This is a genomic window from Vreelandella alkaliphila, assembly GCF_016107625.1.
Classification (GTDB): domain Bacteria; phylum Pseudomonadota; class Gammaproteobacteria; order Pseudomonadales; family Halomonadaceae; genus Vreelandella; species Vreelandella alkaliphila.
In genome coordinates this window covers 1-14,731 of record NZ_JABASV010000002.1, presented here as the reverse complement: position 1 = coordinate 14,731, position 14,731 = coordinate 1, and the positions used below count along the sequence as shown (strand labels likewise).

Annotated in this window: 14 protein-coding genes; 10 read left to right on the top strand and 4 right to left on the bottom strand. The window is 54.4% G+C overall.

Going from position 1 to position 14,731, the window contains the following annotated elements; all coding sequences use genetic code 11:
* Nucleotides 1-5: 5 nt before the first annotated feature.
* From pepP to JFC11_RS03215, 3 genes are all read left to right on the top strand, one after another.
* Complete coding sequence (gene pepP / locus JFC11_RS03225; protein WP_198348714.1) at nt 6-1,346, top strand: Xaa-Pro aminopeptidase; 1,341 nt, start codon at nt 6-8, stop codon at nt 1,344-1,346.
* A gap of 86 nt (nt 1,347-1,432) precedes the next feature.
* Nucleotides 1,433-2,671, top strand: coding sequence for a 2-octaprenyl-6-methoxyphenyl hydroxylase (gene ubiH, locus JFC11_RS03220; protein ID WP_095603325.1), 1,239 nt, complete (start codon nt 1,433-1,435; stop codon nt 2,669-2,671).
* Nucleotides 2,672-2,696: 25 nt separating this feature from the next.
* Nucleotides 2,697-3,953, top strand: coding sequence for a UbiH/UbiF/VisC/COQ6 family ubiquinone biosynthesis hydroxylase (locus JFC11_RS03215; protein WP_198348713.1), 1,257 nt, complete (start codon nt 2,697-2,699; stop codon nt 3,951-3,953).
* Here the strand turns inward: JFC11_RS03215 and JFC11_RS03210 are convergent.
* The 3 genes from JFC11_RS03210 to gpmI form a co-directional block, all read right to left on the bottom strand.
* Nucleotides 3,950-5,251, bottom strand: coding sequence for a S41 family peptidase (locus JFC11_RS03210; RefSeq protein WP_120385981.1), 1,302 nt, complete (start codon nt 5,249-5,251; stop codon nt 3,950-3,952). The two genes, JFC11_RS03215 and JFC11_RS03210, sit on opposite strands and share 4 nt — an antisense overlap.
* A gap of 87 nt (nt 5,252-5,338) precedes the next feature.
* On the bottom strand, nt 5,339-6,475 hold the full coding sequence (locus tag JFC11_RS03205; protein ID WP_198348712.1) for a murein hydrolase activator EnvC family protein: 1,137 nt from the start codon (nt 6,473-6,475) through the stop codon (nt 5,339-5,341).
* A 5-nt stretch (nt 6,476-6,480) separates the two neighbouring features.
* A complete protein-coding gene (gpmI, locus tag JFC11_RS03200) occupies nt 6,481-8,043 on the bottom strand; it encodes a 2,3-bisphosphoglycerate-independent phosphoglycerate mutase (RefSeq protein ID WP_198348711.1) in 1,563 nt (520 codons plus the stop codon).
* A 251-nt stretch (nt 8,044-8,294) separates the two neighbouring features.
* On the opposite strand from gpmI, the gene JFC11_RS03195 reads away from it, so the two are divergent.
* From JFC11_RS03195 to ruvX, 7 genes are all read left to right on the top strand, one after another.
* Nucleotides 8,295-8,717: a rhodanese-like domain-containing protein gene (locus JFC11_RS03195; protein ID WP_089040097.1), complete on the top strand. Its 423-nt coding sequence runs from the start codon at nt 8,295-8,297 to the stop codon at nt 8,715-8,717.
* A gap of 70 nt (nt 8,718-8,787) precedes the next feature.
* Nucleotides 8,788-9,297 carry a protein-export chaperone SecB gene (secB, locus tag JFC11_RS03190; protein ID WP_083000211.1) on the top strand — a complete coding sequence of 170 codons (510 nt, stop codon included), beginning with the start codon at nt 8,788-8,790 and terminating at the stop codon, nt 9,295-9,297.
* A 2-nt stretch (nt 9,298-9,299) separates the two neighbouring features.
* Nucleotides 9,300-10,055, top strand: a complete 756-nt coding sequence (locus JFC11_RS03185) for a 16S rRNA (uracil(1498)-N(3))-methyltransferase (protein ID WP_198348710.1) — start codon at nt 9,300-9,302, stop codon at nt 10,053-10,055.
* Nucleotides 10,056-10,324: 269 nt separating this feature from the next.
* A complete protein-coding gene (locus JFC11_RS03180) occupies nt 10,325-11,029 on the top strand; it encodes a CvfB family protein (protein WP_198348709.1) in 705 nt (234 codons plus the stop codon).
* A 76-nt stretch (nt 11,030-11,105) separates the two neighbouring features.
* Nucleotides 11,106-12,062: a glutathione synthase gene (gene gshB / locus JFC11_RS03175; RefSeq protein WP_198348708.1), complete on the top strand. Its 957-nt coding sequence runs from the start codon at nt 11,106-11,108 to the stop codon at nt 12,060-12,062.
* A 73-nt stretch (nt 12,063-12,135) separates the two neighbouring features.
* Complete coding sequence (locus JFC11_RS03170; RefSeq protein ID WP_038480025.1) at nt 12,136-12,693, top strand: YqgE/AlgH family protein; 558 nt, start codon at nt 12,136-12,138, stop codon at nt 12,691-12,693.
* A 12-nt stretch (nt 12,694-12,705) separates the two neighbouring features.
* Nucleotides 12,706-13,161: a Holliday junction resolvase RuvX gene (gene ruvX / locus JFC11_RS03165; protein WP_038480028.1), complete on the top strand. Its 456-nt coding sequence runs from the start codon at nt 12,706-12,708 to the stop codon at nt 13,159-13,161.
* A gap of 28 nt (nt 13,162-13,189) precedes the next feature.
* Here ruvX and pyrB read toward each other — a convergent pair whose 3' ends face one another.
* A complete protein-coding gene (gene pyrB, locus JFC11_RS03160) occupies nt 13,190-14,215 on the bottom strand; it encodes an aspartate carbamoyltransferase (RefSeq protein WP_038480031.1) in 1,026 nt (341 codons plus the stop codon).
* Nucleotides 14,216-14,731 lie beyond the last annotated feature (516 nt).

Below are 14,731 nucleotides of genomic sequence, written 5' to 3'. Positions count from 1 at the left end.
TATCTATGTTACCTGAGTTACTGCCTCGGCCCGCCGCTATTGCGCCTGCAGAGTACCGGCAGCGCCGAGAAGCGCTCATCGCCCAACTGCCTGCCAATGCTGCGCTAGTGGTGCCAAGCGCTGCCTTGGTAACGCGCTCTCACGATAGCGAATACGCGTTCCGGCAGCAGAGTGATTTTTACTACTTAACCGGCATTCAAGAGCCCGATGCGTTGCTTGTAGTGCTGCCTGGGCGCGAGGCAGGCCAAAGCGTGGTGTTTTGCCAAGACCGCGACGCCACTATGGAAGCCTGGACAGGTAGACGACTAGGAGCCCAGGGCGTTGAGGCTCAGCATGGCATTGACCAAGCGTTTGAAAATGCTCAGCGGGAAGAACTGTTGCCAGATCTATTGGCAGGCCGCGAACTGCTCTACCTGCCGTTAGATAACCCTGAGGCGCTGAATATTGCAGAAGAGGCGTTGGCCTTCGCTCAAGCTGGCCTACGCCGAGGTAAGCCAGCATTAAAAGGATGGTTGGATAGCCGCCCGCTTGTTCATGAGATGCGACTTATTAAAAGCCCTGCTGAAATTACCCTGCTGCGCCATGCGGCCGCTATTTCAGCAAAGGCGCATACGCGTGCGATGCGTGTCTGCCATCCAGGGTTAAGCGAGTATCAGTTGCAGGCAGAGTTAGAGCACGAATTCGTTTGGCAAGGTGCTAGCGGGCCTGCGTATAGCACCATTGTTGGTGGTGGCGTTAACGCTTGCGTGCTGCACTATATTGAGAACAGCGATACGTTGCAGGCCGATACACTTGTGCTGATTGACGCAGGGGCCGAGTTCGACCTCTACGCTGGGGATATTACCCGTACTTTCCCGGTTAATGGTCGGTTCAATGACGCTCAGCGGGCGCTTTATCAAGTGGTGCTAGATGCGCAAGAGCGTGCAGTACACGCCGTCAAGCCGGGAGCCACGCTGGCGGATATTCACCAAGGGGTCGTGAGGGATTTAACCGCTGGACTGATCAGTCTCGGGTTGTTAGAGGGCGATGTGCAGGCGTGCATTGACGATGAGAGCTATCGGCACTTCTACCTGCACTCTACGTCCCATTGGTTGGGGCTAGACGTACACGATGTAGGAACTTATCGGTTGGATGAAGAGACACCGCGCCTGCTAACCGAAGGCATGGTCGTCACGATTGAGCCTGGTTTATATATTCCCTGCGATGATGATATTCCTGCCGCTTACCGCGGAATTGGAATTCGTATTGAAGATGATGTCTTGGTGACCCGCGATGGGCATGAAGTACTTACGTCAGCCGTGCCAAAGCGAATTGCTGATATAGAGCAATTAATGGTTAATAAATAAGCAGTAAAATTCTATTGATATTTGTTTATGTAATTTACATTACGAAATTACATTTGCTGGGTTTGGTTTATCCGTAGGAGATGGCAATGCATAAGACTCAGCAGGTAAGACAGCAGCAAGCAGCTACGCTCACCCACGATATCGTTATTGTGGGAGGCGGGTTGGTCGGTGCCAGCTTGGGCTGTGCGTTAGCGCCGTTGATTGAGCGCTACGGCTGGCGTGTGGCAATTGTTGAAGCGGCAGCCTTACCTGAAAACGCTGAGAAGTCAGCGTGGCAGCCAAGCTTTGATGCTAGGGCCAGTGCTATCGCTGAGGGCTCTGCCCAACGCTTTCGCCAACTGGGTGTTTGGGAAGCGATGCGCAGTGAAGCTACCCCGATCAAGCGCATTCATATCAGCGAGCGGGGTCGCTTAGGTGCCACGAGGCTTAGTGCTCAGGAGCTGGGAGTGTCGGCATTGGGGCATGTCATTCCTAATGCTTGGATGGGGCGCGTGCTGCATCACCATCTTCAGCAACTGCCGATTGAGTGGCACTGCCCTGCAACGGTGGCGCAACTTACGCCACAAGCTAACGGCCACCGCCTAGTGCTTTCCGATGGCAGTGAACTAACGGCAGCGCTGACAATTCTCGCTGATGGCGGGCGATCTGGGCTGAAAGAGCAGTTGGGCATCAGTAGTCGCCACCGCTCTTACGAGCAAACAGCCGTCATTGCCCATGTCGGTATTAGCCAGCCCCACGAGGGGGTTGCCTATGAGCGCTTTACAACAGAAGGGCCAATCGCACTGCTGCCACTGCCTGGCCAAGCGATGGAGCTGGTCTGGACGCATGCCAGCGGCACAGAGCAGGCGCGACTAGCGCTCTCCGATTCGGCGTTTTTACGCCAGCTACAAGCTGCCTTTGGTGATCGAGTCGGGCGTTTTACTCGGGTGGGGCAGCGTTTCAGCTACCCACTTTCGCTGATTACCGCGGAAGAGCCAGTTCGACCTGGGTTGGCGGTGTTGGGAAATGCTGCCCATGCGCTTCACCCGGTAGCGGGTCAGGGGTTCAACTTGGCACTGCGCTCAGTGATGGATCTGGTCGAAGCGCTAGCGCAGGGCGCTCAGAACCAACGTACTCTTGGTGATATGGACATGCTACTCGCCTTTGAGCAGCGTCGTGCGCAAGACCGTGCCAATGTCATCCGGTTTAGCGATGGGTTAGTGCGTCTATTTGGCTATTCGCTGCCCCTACTGCCGCATGCCCGAGCAGCTGGCCTGGTGGGGCTTAATTTAGTGGGCCCGCTTCGCCGCAGCTTGGCACGTAGAGCAATGGGTCTGGAGCGCTGATGCAACAAGCAGCTAAGGGAACGTTATGAAAACGCAAACAGCGGCAATAGATGTGCCGGTTGAACGTTTTGACGCGGTGATCGTAGGCGCCGGAATGGTCGGCACGGCGCTAGCAGGGCTGCTGGCTAACGCTGGGATGCAAGTGGCGTTGGTAGAAACCAAAGCAGCACCACTGCGCTTAGATGCCTTTGGTGACCATCCGCCTGCCCCCAGGGTGAGTGCACTGACGCCGGTTTCTCAGCGGCTGCTCTCACATTTGAAGGCGTGGCCCGCGATGGCTGCTACTAGGATAACGCCTTACCGTTATATGCAGGTGTGGGATGCAGAAGGCAGCGGTAGCATCCATTTTTCCGCCGATGAAGCAGGTGCGCCCGTACTTGGACATATTGTTGAAAACGATGTGACATTGGCCGCGTTAAATGAGCAGGTGCTAGCGCTGCCTTCAGTTAGCACTTTCTTTGGAGTGGGCGTGGAGGCTTTGCAAACCTCGGATAACGGGCGCTGGTTAGTGCTGGATGACGGCCGACAACTGAATACGCCATTATTAATTGCTGCAGATGGTGCACGCTCCACCATGCGTGAATTGGCAGGGATATCGGTGGCTGAAGAGTCTATGCAGCAAGAGGCCGTTGTCACCACCGTAAGGTGTGAAAAGTCCCATGGCGACACGGCTCGCCAGGCTTTTATCGCTGGCCATCCACTGGCTTTTTTGCCGTTAACAGTGAGCGGTGATGATCGCTACTGTTCGATTGTCTGGTCGACCACCCCTGAGCATGCACATCAACTTACATCGCTCTCTAGTGATGCGTTGGGGCAGGCGCTAAGTGAAGCCTTTGACTACCGTTTAGGCCAGGTGAGTGCCGTCGATACAGCCTATCGGTTTCCGCTGATTCAGCGCCACGCAGCTCACTACGTACAGCCTAATTTTGCCTTGGTGGGCGATGCGGCCCATAGCATTCACCCGCTAGCGGGGCAGGGCGTTAACCTAGGATTTATGGATGCGGCAGTGCTGGCTGAGGAAGTGATTAATGCATGGCAGCGAGGAGCCCCCTGGGGGGCGCTGACCACGCTGAGTCGCTACGAGCGGCGTAGGCGCTTCGATAACAGCGCCATGCTAGGGCTGATGAAAGGGTTTAAAGTGCTTTTCGGTAGCCAGGTGCCTGCATTGACGCTGGCGCGCAATATGGGAATGAGTGGTATGAACCAGTTGGTGCCGATAAAACGACTGGTGATGCGGCAGGCAATCGGAGAGCGAGGACGCCTGCCGCAGTCGTGTCGTTAACGGCGCCGACGATCCACCACGTTCAATGCTTTGAGTAAGTTCAGTGCTTCACTGAGCTGATAGTCCTCGCGTAGGCGCTGAGACATTTCAGCCCGCTCCCGGGGCATTGCGTCTTGGCCGCTTAGATGACCATCAAGATCAGCTTCGCGGATTCGACGTTGCCCCTCAGCTATTTCCAGCCGGCCGCGCACCACTTCCACATCAGGCTCGATACCTTGTGCTTGGATTGAGCGCCCATTGGGGGTGTAGTAAAGCGCGGTTGTCAGCTTAAGACCTTCACCATTGCCAAGCGGCATGATCTGCTGCACGGAGCCTTTTCCAAAGCTTTCGGTACCCATTATCACCCCGCGGCGCTGGTCTTGAAGCGCCCCTGCGACAATTTCAGCAGCCGAGGCGCTACCACTGTTGATCAGTACAACGAGCGGCACATCACCAGCGGGTGTCTCTGGCGATGCCGAAAACGACATTTCGGTGTCAGAAAGTCGTCCTTCGGTGTACACAATCAGTCCTTCATCCAGGAACAGGTCGGCAACGCCAACGGCGGCCTGCAAAACGCCACCTGGGTTATTGCGTAAATCGAGAATGAGTCCCTCAAGTGGCTGCTCTCGGGCCATACGTTCTAACGATCTGCGTGCCTGCTCTGGGGTGCGCGACTGAAACTGGCTAATTCGCAAGTAGCCATAGCCTGGCTCCAGCACTTCATGCTTAACGCTTTCATTGCGAATCACTTCGCGCGTTAGTGTGAACTCACGCGGAGACTCTTCACCCGCCCGCAAGACGGAAATACGCAGTTGGCTACCCGGTTCGCCACGCATCAGGTTAACCGCCTCTTGAAGCGATAAGCTGTCGGTTGGCGTTCCATCGATAGCCACAATCACATCACGGGATAACAGGCCCGCTCGTGAAGCCGGTGTGTCATCGATGGGGGTAATAACTATTAGCTGCCCGTTTTCTGTGCCTACTTCAATACCAATACCGCCAAACTCACCTTGGGTGGATTCGCGCAGGCTTCGGTACTCTTCTTCATCTAAATAGGCTGAATGGGGATCTAGTTCGCTGAGCATGCCTCGCATGGCATTACGCAATAACGTGCGGTCGTCAACCTCTTCGACATAGCCACGTTTAATGCGCTCAAACACCTCAGCAAAGGTCTGGATCTCTTCAAGCGGTAGGTCATCAGCAACGCTATTTGCAGACTGAGCCACTAAGGGGAGAGGAGCAGTCAGCAGTACAAGCGGGAGCAGGGTAGCCAAAAAGCGCTTGGCAGGGGCCGATACCTTGGTAACAGATAGCGTCATGCGGACTCCGCTAGGCGAAAGGCAGCGCCAGAAGGCGCTGCATAAGTTGAGACATGATTGTTAATTCATAGGGGGCAGCTTATCCCGTCAGCGGCGTGCAATCCAACGTTGTGGATTAATTGGTTCACCGCTACGCCGCACTTCGAAGTAAAGCGCGGGGTTGGTCTGCCCGCCGCTGTTGCCGACACGTCCAATTTCAGTGTCACGGCTTACTTGTTGGCCGGGCCGCGCACTAAATTGTTGCAAGTGAGCATAGAGCGTCATGATCTGGTCACCGTGATCAATAATCAGCAGGTTGCCAAAGCCACGCATCCAGTCGGCGAATACCACGCGGCCTGTATGAACGGCTGTAACTGCACTGCCCGAATCTGCTCGGATCACAATACCGTTATAGTGCACGCCGTCTCTACGCTGGAAGGTTGCCGTAATGGCTCCTTGAACGGGCCAGGGTAAATCGCCCTGCGTGCGGGTGATATGTGTGGTCGGTGTTGGCTCGGCTAAACGAGCTAGCTCCGCTTGTATCGCCCTTAGCTGCTGCTCGGCCTGCTCACGGCTTTGATTTAGATCGGCTAAGCGGTCCTCTTCGCTGCCATAGCGATCATCCAGGGTCGCTACGACGCCACGCCGTTCCTCGGTTCGCTGAGCGAGTATCGCGCTTTGCTCTTCTAGCTCGTCGGCTAATGCATCAAGGCGCGTTTGACGCTCGCTGAGCGCTTGCTCGGTATCTGCCAGTGCGTTGTCGAGGCGGCTTATATCCGTAAGGCGTTGCTGACGCGCCTGAGTCAGGCGATTTAGATACGCCTGCATTCGATCCAGCTCGGCAGGATCGCTTTGGTTAAGGAGCAGTTTTAACTGGGGTGTTGGCCCCAGTCGATAAAGGGCTGCCAGCTGTTGGCTCAGCGCAGCGTATTGTGCTTCACGCTCCCCTTCCAAGCGCTCTCGGTGCTGGCGAAGTTGGGTCGTTTCGTCGGCCAGTTGACGGCGCTCGGCCTGAAGTTGATCCAGGCGCTGGTGAGTCTCGGCAAGCTCCGTTTCCACATGGCGCAGCTCACGCTCGGCGCTATCCCGCGCTTGCCCGGTCGCACTGAGGCGCTGGGCAGCCGCTTCGATCTCCTGGCCAATCGCATCCAACTGTTGGCGCGCGGCATTTTCATTTGGCTGGGCTAAACTTGCTGGCGCATAACCTAACGCCAGCATGAGCGCGACAGCTAACGTCCATCGCATCAGCATCAATCAAAATGAATCAGTGGGTTACCTGTCATTGCTTCGGGCTGAGCCTGGTTCATCATGGTTAACAGCGTCGGCGCTAAATCGCACAGTCGTCCATCTTCCAGCCGTCCATTCTGCTCTCCCACGTAAATCAACGGTACCGTAAAGGTAGTGTGGGCTGTTTGCGGCGCGCCTGTTTCTGGATGCACCATCTGTTCGGCATTGCCATGGTCAGCTGTGATCAGGCAAGCACCACCAGCACGCTCAATGGCCTCTACTACCCGGCCAACGCAAGTATCAACGGTTTCAATCGCTTTTACTGCGGCGTTGAAGTCACCGGTATGGCCAACCATGTCGCCATTGGCATAATTGCACACTATTAAGTCAAAGCGACCACTGTCGATAGCGTTCACCAGCTTATCGGTGATCTCAAAGGCGCTCATCTCGGGTTTTTCGTCGTAGGTTTTAACGTCACGAGGGGAGGGCACTAAAATGCGCTCTTCGCCTGCGTACTCGGCTTCATTACCGCCGGAGAAGAAAAAGGTGACGTGGGGATACTTTTCTGTTTCTGCAATACGTAGCTGAGTTAGGCCTCGTTTAGCAACCACTTCACCCAGGGTGTCGGTGAGATCAGATGGGGGAAAGGCCGCTGGTGCTGGAATGTTGGCGGCGTACTGGGTCATCGTGACTAAACCGTCGCCAGCCAGCGTAGGGCGTACACGCCGCTCAAAGCCGTTAAACTCAGCTTCAGTGATTGCACGCGTTAATTCGCGGGCGCGGTCGGAGCGAAAATTAAGGAAAATAGCTGCATCGCCGTCTTGGAGCGTAATGGCGGTGCCATTCAGCGGAATACTGCTAGAAGCGACAAATTCGTCGGTTTCGCCGCGCTGGTAAGCGTCGCGCAGGGCGGTTTCAGCGCTGGAAGTAATAAAGTCAGCGTGACCATCGGTCAGCAAGCGGTAGGCTTGCTCAACCCGCTCCCAGCGGTTATCACGGTCCATTGCATAAAAGCGGCCAATGACTGATGCAACAAAGCCATTGTCGGCACCTACCAGCTCTGCCAAACGTGCATTAGCACGCTCGATCGAGCGGAGCGCACTTTGCGGCGGCATATCGCGTCCGTCTAAAAACGCATGGATAAAAATGCGCTGAGCGCCGCGTCGGGCAGCAAGCTCGGCCATGGCAATAAAGTGGTCTTCGTGGCTGTGCACGCCGCCGGGAGAAAGCAGCCCAAGCAAGTGGACAGCACGGCCATTGGCAACGGCCTCGTCGATGGGCTTGGTCAGCACCTCGTTGGTGTCTAGGTCGCCGTCTTCAATTGCTTTGGTGATGCGGGTGAAGTCCTGGTAGACAATGCGTCCGGCACCAATATTCATATGGCCTACTTCAGAATTACCCATCTGCCCGTCAGGCAGACCCACATGGCGACCATCAGTGTGCACAAAGGCATGCGGGCGGTTGGCCCACAGTTTGTCCATGTTGGGCGTATTAGCTGCGGCCACTGCGTTGTGGGCGCTATCGGGATTGTGGCCGTAGCCATCTAAAATGATTAGCGCCACGGGGCGCGGTGCAGTTGTAGCCATGAAAACCTCGTTATGTTGGTCAGCCAAGCGACATGAGGTGCTGTTTGAAACGTTGGTGAAGGTTGCTCAAACAGTTTTCAGACAACACCTTATAATCAGGGTCGCGACAGGCGCGCGCATGGGGCATCATAACGCAGGCAGCCGTTGGGCGTCATGGCCTGCGCGGTATGCCGTGTGACGTGTATACTTGTTGCGTTTCTGGAGGCGGCTAGGCCGCTTTTTTCTGCATAGACCAAGAGATTGTGTTCACGATGATCGATCAGCTGTTCGAATTCGTAATGAACCACCCCCTACTTGTCGGGGCGTTTTTGCTGGTATTAATAGCATGGGTGGCGTACGAAGCGCGCAGCGCCGCCACGCATGCTGTGACCTCTACCCAGGCGACTCAGCTTATTAACCGTGAAGACGCGGTGGTGCTGGATATCCGTGAAAGCAAAGACTTTAAAGCAGGACATATTGCAGGTGCACGCAATATTCCTCAAAGCAACCTCGACAGCCGCATGAATGAACTGGAGAAAGTGAAAAGCCAGCCGATCATCGTGGTATGTAAGCATGGCCAGAGCTCTGGTGCTGCCCAGGCAAAACTTGCTAAGGCAGGTTTTGAACGTGTCAATAAGTTAAGAGGTGGCATGGTGCAGTGGCAGGCCGATGGTCTTCCGGTGGTAAAAAAGTAATTAAGTAGAAAGTATTTAACCGTGCGCTGTCGCGCAATTTTTTAGCAGATGAACAATTAGGAGTATCCCAATGGCGGAAGATAACAACACCCCGCAGGCAGGCGCCGCAGAAGGCGAAAAGCCTCAGCTGAAGTTCTCTTTACAGCGTATCTATGTGAAAGATATTTCCTTTGAAGCGCCGAACTCACCTTCAGTATTCAAGCAGGCATTTAAGCCTAAGGTGAATCTGGATCTGAACACCACTAGCCAGAAAATAGCCGACGACCAGTACGAAGTGGTTGTAAAGGTGACTGCCCAGGTTAACGATAGCGAAACCGGCACTACGTCGTTCCTTGCAGAAGTAGAGCAAGCCGGCCTGTTCCGTATTGCTGGAATTGAAGGGGCTCAGCTGGAACAAACTCTGGGTGCGTTCTGCCCCAACTTGCTGTTCCCTTATGCCCGTGAGTGCGTTGACAACCTAGTCAACCGTGGTGGTTTCCCGCCGCTAATGCTGGCGCCGGTGAATTTTGAAGCCATGTATGCTCAGCGCAAGCAGCGTGAAGCGCAGCAGGCTCAGCAAGCAGCCGAGAATACTCACTAAGTATGCATGCTGCTGACTGGGTTGCCTTACACGGCAAAATGCCCCGCCTTTATGTGCCCGCTGAGTTTGCAGTGGGCGCAACCATCACTCTGCCTGACGGCCCAGCGCGGCATGTGACGCGGGTGCTACGGTTGGGCGAAAGTGCACCGCTGATGCTGTTTGATGGCAACGGCCAAGAGGCTGGCGTGCGCTTAGCCGATGTTGGTCGCAAGCAAACGACAGTGATCATCGAGGCTGTCTGGCCGGGTAGTGGCGAATCGCCGTTAGCGGTGCACCTTGGCCAAGCGATCTCGAAAGGCGACCGGATGGATTATGCCATTCAAAAAGCCGTTGAGCTGGGCGTTGCAGCGATTACCCCGCTCTACACAGAGCGGGGTGATGTGCGTCTCAAGGGCGATCGTGAAGAGAAAAAACTGGCTCACTGGCAGGCGGTTGCGGCTAGCGCTTGTGAACAGAGTGGGCGAGCGGTTGTCCCCCCCGTCTATCCACCAAAAGCGCTGGATGATTGGCTGGCCGAGCGGCAAGAGCCGTTACGCTTGATGCTTCACCTAGCGACGGGCAATGTATTTTCGCAACAGCCATGCCCCGCTTCAGTAGCGCTCTTAATCGGCCCAGAGGGTGGCTTAAGTGCTGCGGATATTAATGCGGCCACTGTCGGTGGTTTTACACCGCTGACGCTCGGCCCAAGAGTATTGCGTACTGAAACGGCACCTGTTGTTGCGTTAACGTTGCTACAGCACCACTTCGGTGATGTGTAAGTACTCACTTTTTAGTGCTCACTTCTCTGTACCCACTTGTAAGAGCTCATTTTTAAATATTTATTCTTAAGAGCCTATTCTTAAGGAATATTTTAGGGGCTTATTTTTTAACGGTGCGCGTAAGTAAGTGCTTACTAGCTGGGCTGATGCCCTGTTGAGTGGTGTCAGTCGCTGCTTATGCGCTGTCGAATTTACGTATACCGGCTGCACTTTGCCTTGCGTGCGCAAGGCACCATAATGAAGGTCTACTTTCTGTAAGGACGGTACCCATGGTCCGTGAGTCTCACTCTTCTCCCCGTTCCGCAAGCGACGCCGCTGCTCAGCTGGGTGACGTAGCCTATTTGACCGTGACGGCGGTCAATAGCACAGGGGCGTTTCTGCAATGGGGGCAGCCCAAAGATGTACTGCTGCCTTATAGCGAGCAGCGCTTTCGTCCCGATCCCGGTAAGCGGGTACTGGTAATGCTGTATAGCGATGACCAAGGGCGACCTGTGGCTACCATGCGCCTGGATCGTTTTTTGACAGACGATGCTTGGGCGCTGGAAAAAGGTGATGAAGTGGCTGTGGTAGTGGCCGATCGCACCGACCTTGGAATGAAGGTAGTGGTTAATCACCGCTATTGGGGGTTGATCTATCAAGATGATATTACCCAGCCGCTGCGCCGCGGGCAGTCGCTGAAAGGCTATGTAAAGCAGCGCCGCGAAGATGGTCGTGTCGACATTTGCCTGCTCCCCCCGGGTGTGGCTCGCTTAGATATAGTGGGTGATAAAGTATTGCAGGCGCTACGTGAAAGTGGTGGTTATCTAGCGTTGGGTGATAAAAGCTCCGCGCATGATATTAAGACGCGATTAGGTGTTAGCAAGAGTGCTTATAAGCAGGCCATCGGGCGACTTTATAAGCAGCAGTTAATTACCCTAGAGCCTGGTGCTATCCGGCTTGTACCGGGCGCGTTAACGGACGGGCAAGACGAGTAGTCCCTAGCGACGGTTGGAGCTGTGCAGGCAGTGCGGCATACTGCTTACCTTTTGTTCATGTATGGATGTTACCCCGATGAGCCAATCAACGTTGCATCTCGGTGTGGTGATGGATCCCATCAGCGACATCGCTTACAAGAAAGATACCACCATGGCCATGCTGTGGGCGGCGCAAGAGCGCGGCTACACACTGCATTATATGGAGCAAGAAGATCTTTTCTTGAACGCAGGACAGGCTTATGCACGTATGCGCCCATTAACGGTGCATCGCGATCCTAACCATTGGTACGACCTCGGTGACGCGGCTCAGCGCCCACTGGTGGAGTTGGATATTGTGCTAATGCGCAAAGACCCGCCTGTCGATGCCGACTTTACCAATGCGGTCCATCTGCTGGGGTTTGCCGAGCGGGAAGGCGTTCTGGTAGTTAATCCAACCGCTGCGTTGTTGCAGTGTAATGAAAAATTATTTGCCCAGCAGTTTCCCCAGTGCTGTGCGCCCACTATTGTCGCCAGTCGTGATGACGTCCTGCGTGCTTTCCACGCGGAACATGGTGATGTGATTTTCAAACCCCTTGATGGCATGGGCGGTACTGGGATTTTTCATATTGGCCCTGATGGCCGCAACATTGGTGCGGTCATTGAGCAATTAACCCTGCGCGGCCAGCGGCAAATTATGGCGCAACGCTACCTAGCCGAAATCAAAGATGGCGACACGCGCATCTTATTGGTTGACGGTGAACCCGTGCCCTATGGGCTGGCGCGTATTCCCTCGGCGGGTGAAACTCGGGGTAACCTCGCCGCTGGCGGGCGCGGTGTCAGCCGTGAATTGACTGAGCGTGACCACTGGTTGATTCAGCAGGTGCAACCCATGATTCGTGAAAAAGGGCTGATGTTTGTTGGTTTAGATGTGATTGGTGACTACATCACTGAAATTAACGTCACCAGTCCTACCTGTGTACGTGAAATTGATGATCAGCGCGGCACGGACATTGCCGGAATGCTGCTGGATGCTATTGAGCGTCGTCTTAACTAACCGATGCCGTTGAACGTTCTATTCGCCTAATAACGCGAGGCTCGTTGAGTATTCAGCGAGCCGTAGGAGACGCATGCAAAGCTTTAAGCATCATTTTTTGATGGCTATGCCTCACTTGGATGACCCTAATTTTGCCGGTAGCCTGATCTACCTTTGCGACCATGATCACAATGGTTGCATGGGGGTCATCGCCAATCGTCCACTTGAAATTACCCTCGATGCCCTCTTTGAGCAGCTGTCGCTGGGAGGCGATGATAGCCCGCACCGTAATGCACCGGTCTATTATGGCGGCCCTATGCATAAGGATCGTGGCTTTATTCTGCATATCGGTGATAGCCAAGAGTGGGACTCCAGTGTTCAGGTAGAAGACGGTATCGCGCTTACCACCTCGATGGATATTCTTCAGGCGCTTGCCGACGATACCGGCCCCGAAGATTTTCTGGTGTGCCTAGGCTGCGCTGGTTGGGACGTTGGGCAATTAGAAGACGAGCTAAAAGAGAATGCGTGGCTGACGGTCGAAGGCCAAGGCAGCGTACTGTTTAACACCCCTCCCGCCGAGCGTCTAACCGCTGCCGCTGGCATACTGGGCGTTGATCTAAACCTGATGACCCGCGACGCGGGCCATGCATGATGGTTAAGTTTTATGGCTGATCGTGGGCAACGGCTAATACTCGCATTTGATTTTGGTACTCGGCGTATTGGCGTCGCGGTAGGCAATGAGTTGCTTAATAGCGCACGCGAGCTAACGCCGCTAACCGCTCGAGACGGCATTCCTGACTGGAACGTTGTTACACGGTTAGTAGAGGAGTGGCAGCCTGACTTGTTTGTGGTTGGCCTGCCGCTGAATATGGATGGTACTGAGTCTGCGATGAGCGCGCGGTCACGCAAGTTCGGTAATCGCCTGCACGGGCGCTATGGCAAGCCCTGTGAAATGGTTGATGAGCGTGGCTCTACTCGCGAAGCGAAGCAGATCGCTCATGCGGCAGGTCATCGTGGTAACTATCGAGAAGAAAGTGTCGATGGCATAGCTGCTGTGCTTATTCTAGAAGGTTGGTTTGCCCACCAAGAAGGACTTCCTGGTGGGCGGATCGCTCATTAAACCTGATGTAATGACTTAACGGTCTGACTTAACGGTCTAGAGTGCCGGTTTGAGATGGCACAAACCAGCGCACGGGTCTCAGGTCTTTCTCAATCAGCTCATCTACCTTTAATAGCGTGGCAAAAATGGCCATCCGCATGGGTATCCCGTTGTCAGTTTGGCGGAAAATCGCCAAACGCGGATCACCGTTAAGGTTCACGTTTAGGTCATTGGCGCCAGGGCGGCTATCTCGGGGTAGTGGGTGCATGACAATCGTACTTTGGCTGCAGCGCTGATCCAGAAAGTCGCGATTAACCATAAAGTCGTCGGAAAGCCCCTGAAAGCTCTCGTTCATTTCATCAGTAAAACGCTCTTTCTGGATGCGTGTGGTGTAAACCACGTCCAGATCTGAGAAGTCGCTGGCCAGTGAGTCACGTTGTTCGACGCGGTGCCCACGAGACGTCACAAGGTCAATCAGCGCGGTCGGCATTTCCAGGCCCGGTGGAGATACCAAGGTAATGCGCAGCGGATCATAGAGAGACAGTAGCTTGATCAGCGAATGCACGGTGCGACCATATTTCAAATCACCGGTCAGCAGAATATGTGCGCCGCTGAGTGATTTACCTAATCGCTGAAACTCTTTATCAATCGTATAAAGATCAAGCAGTGCTTGGCTTGGGTGTTCACCAGGGCCATCCCCACCGTTAATTACCGGCACATTGGTGGCAGCGGCGAACTCTGCTACCGATCCTTGATCTGGATGGCGCATAACAATCGCATCGCAATAGCCACTCATTACTCGACTAGTATCGTAAAGCGATTCACCCTTGGCCATAGAAGAGAAAGTAAAGCCGGTGGTGTCACACACACTTCCCCCCAGACGGCAAAACGCAGCATTAAAGCTCACGCGTGTGCGTGTACTCGCTTCAAAGAACAAATTACCAAGCACAGCACCTTCCAGCACCCGAGTAACTTGGCGGCGACTGGCGATGGGTTCCATACGCGCCGCAACGCGTAGCAGGTGGTCAACGCTTTCGCGCTGTAATGAATCGACAGTTAATAGGTGCTGGCTCATCACGGACCTCAAAGTGAAGTGGGCGTTGGGTGCTATAAAGCTTGAGTAAGTGTAACCGTCAATGGAGTGCCGTCGAAGCGCTTTCAAACACAAAACGGTTTGCCTTAAAACTTTTTTGCATTTATCTATAAATAGCTCTTGCCAAGACGGCAGCGAATCCGTAAAGTACGCATCCGCTGCCGGGGACGCACAGCGTTACCAGCGGTAAATGAAGGTGAAAACCTTCGGTTTGTCAGAGAGTTAGAAGAACTCAGCAGTAATACGCTGCGATGTCTTCCAACGCTTTTTGAAACGAGCCACGCCAGAAAGCATCGTTATTTCGCTTTCTTCGCTCACTCGCTTCACTCACTCAAAACAGTGATTGACAAACACCAGGAAATGCGTAGAATACGCATTCCTCGCTGAGGCAAGCCGGTTCATCGGTTAGCCAGTTACTTCTTCGGAAGTTCAGCAGCGAAAACAGCTCTTTAACAATTTGATCAGGTAATTCATGTGGGCGCTTGCCGATGAGGGTGA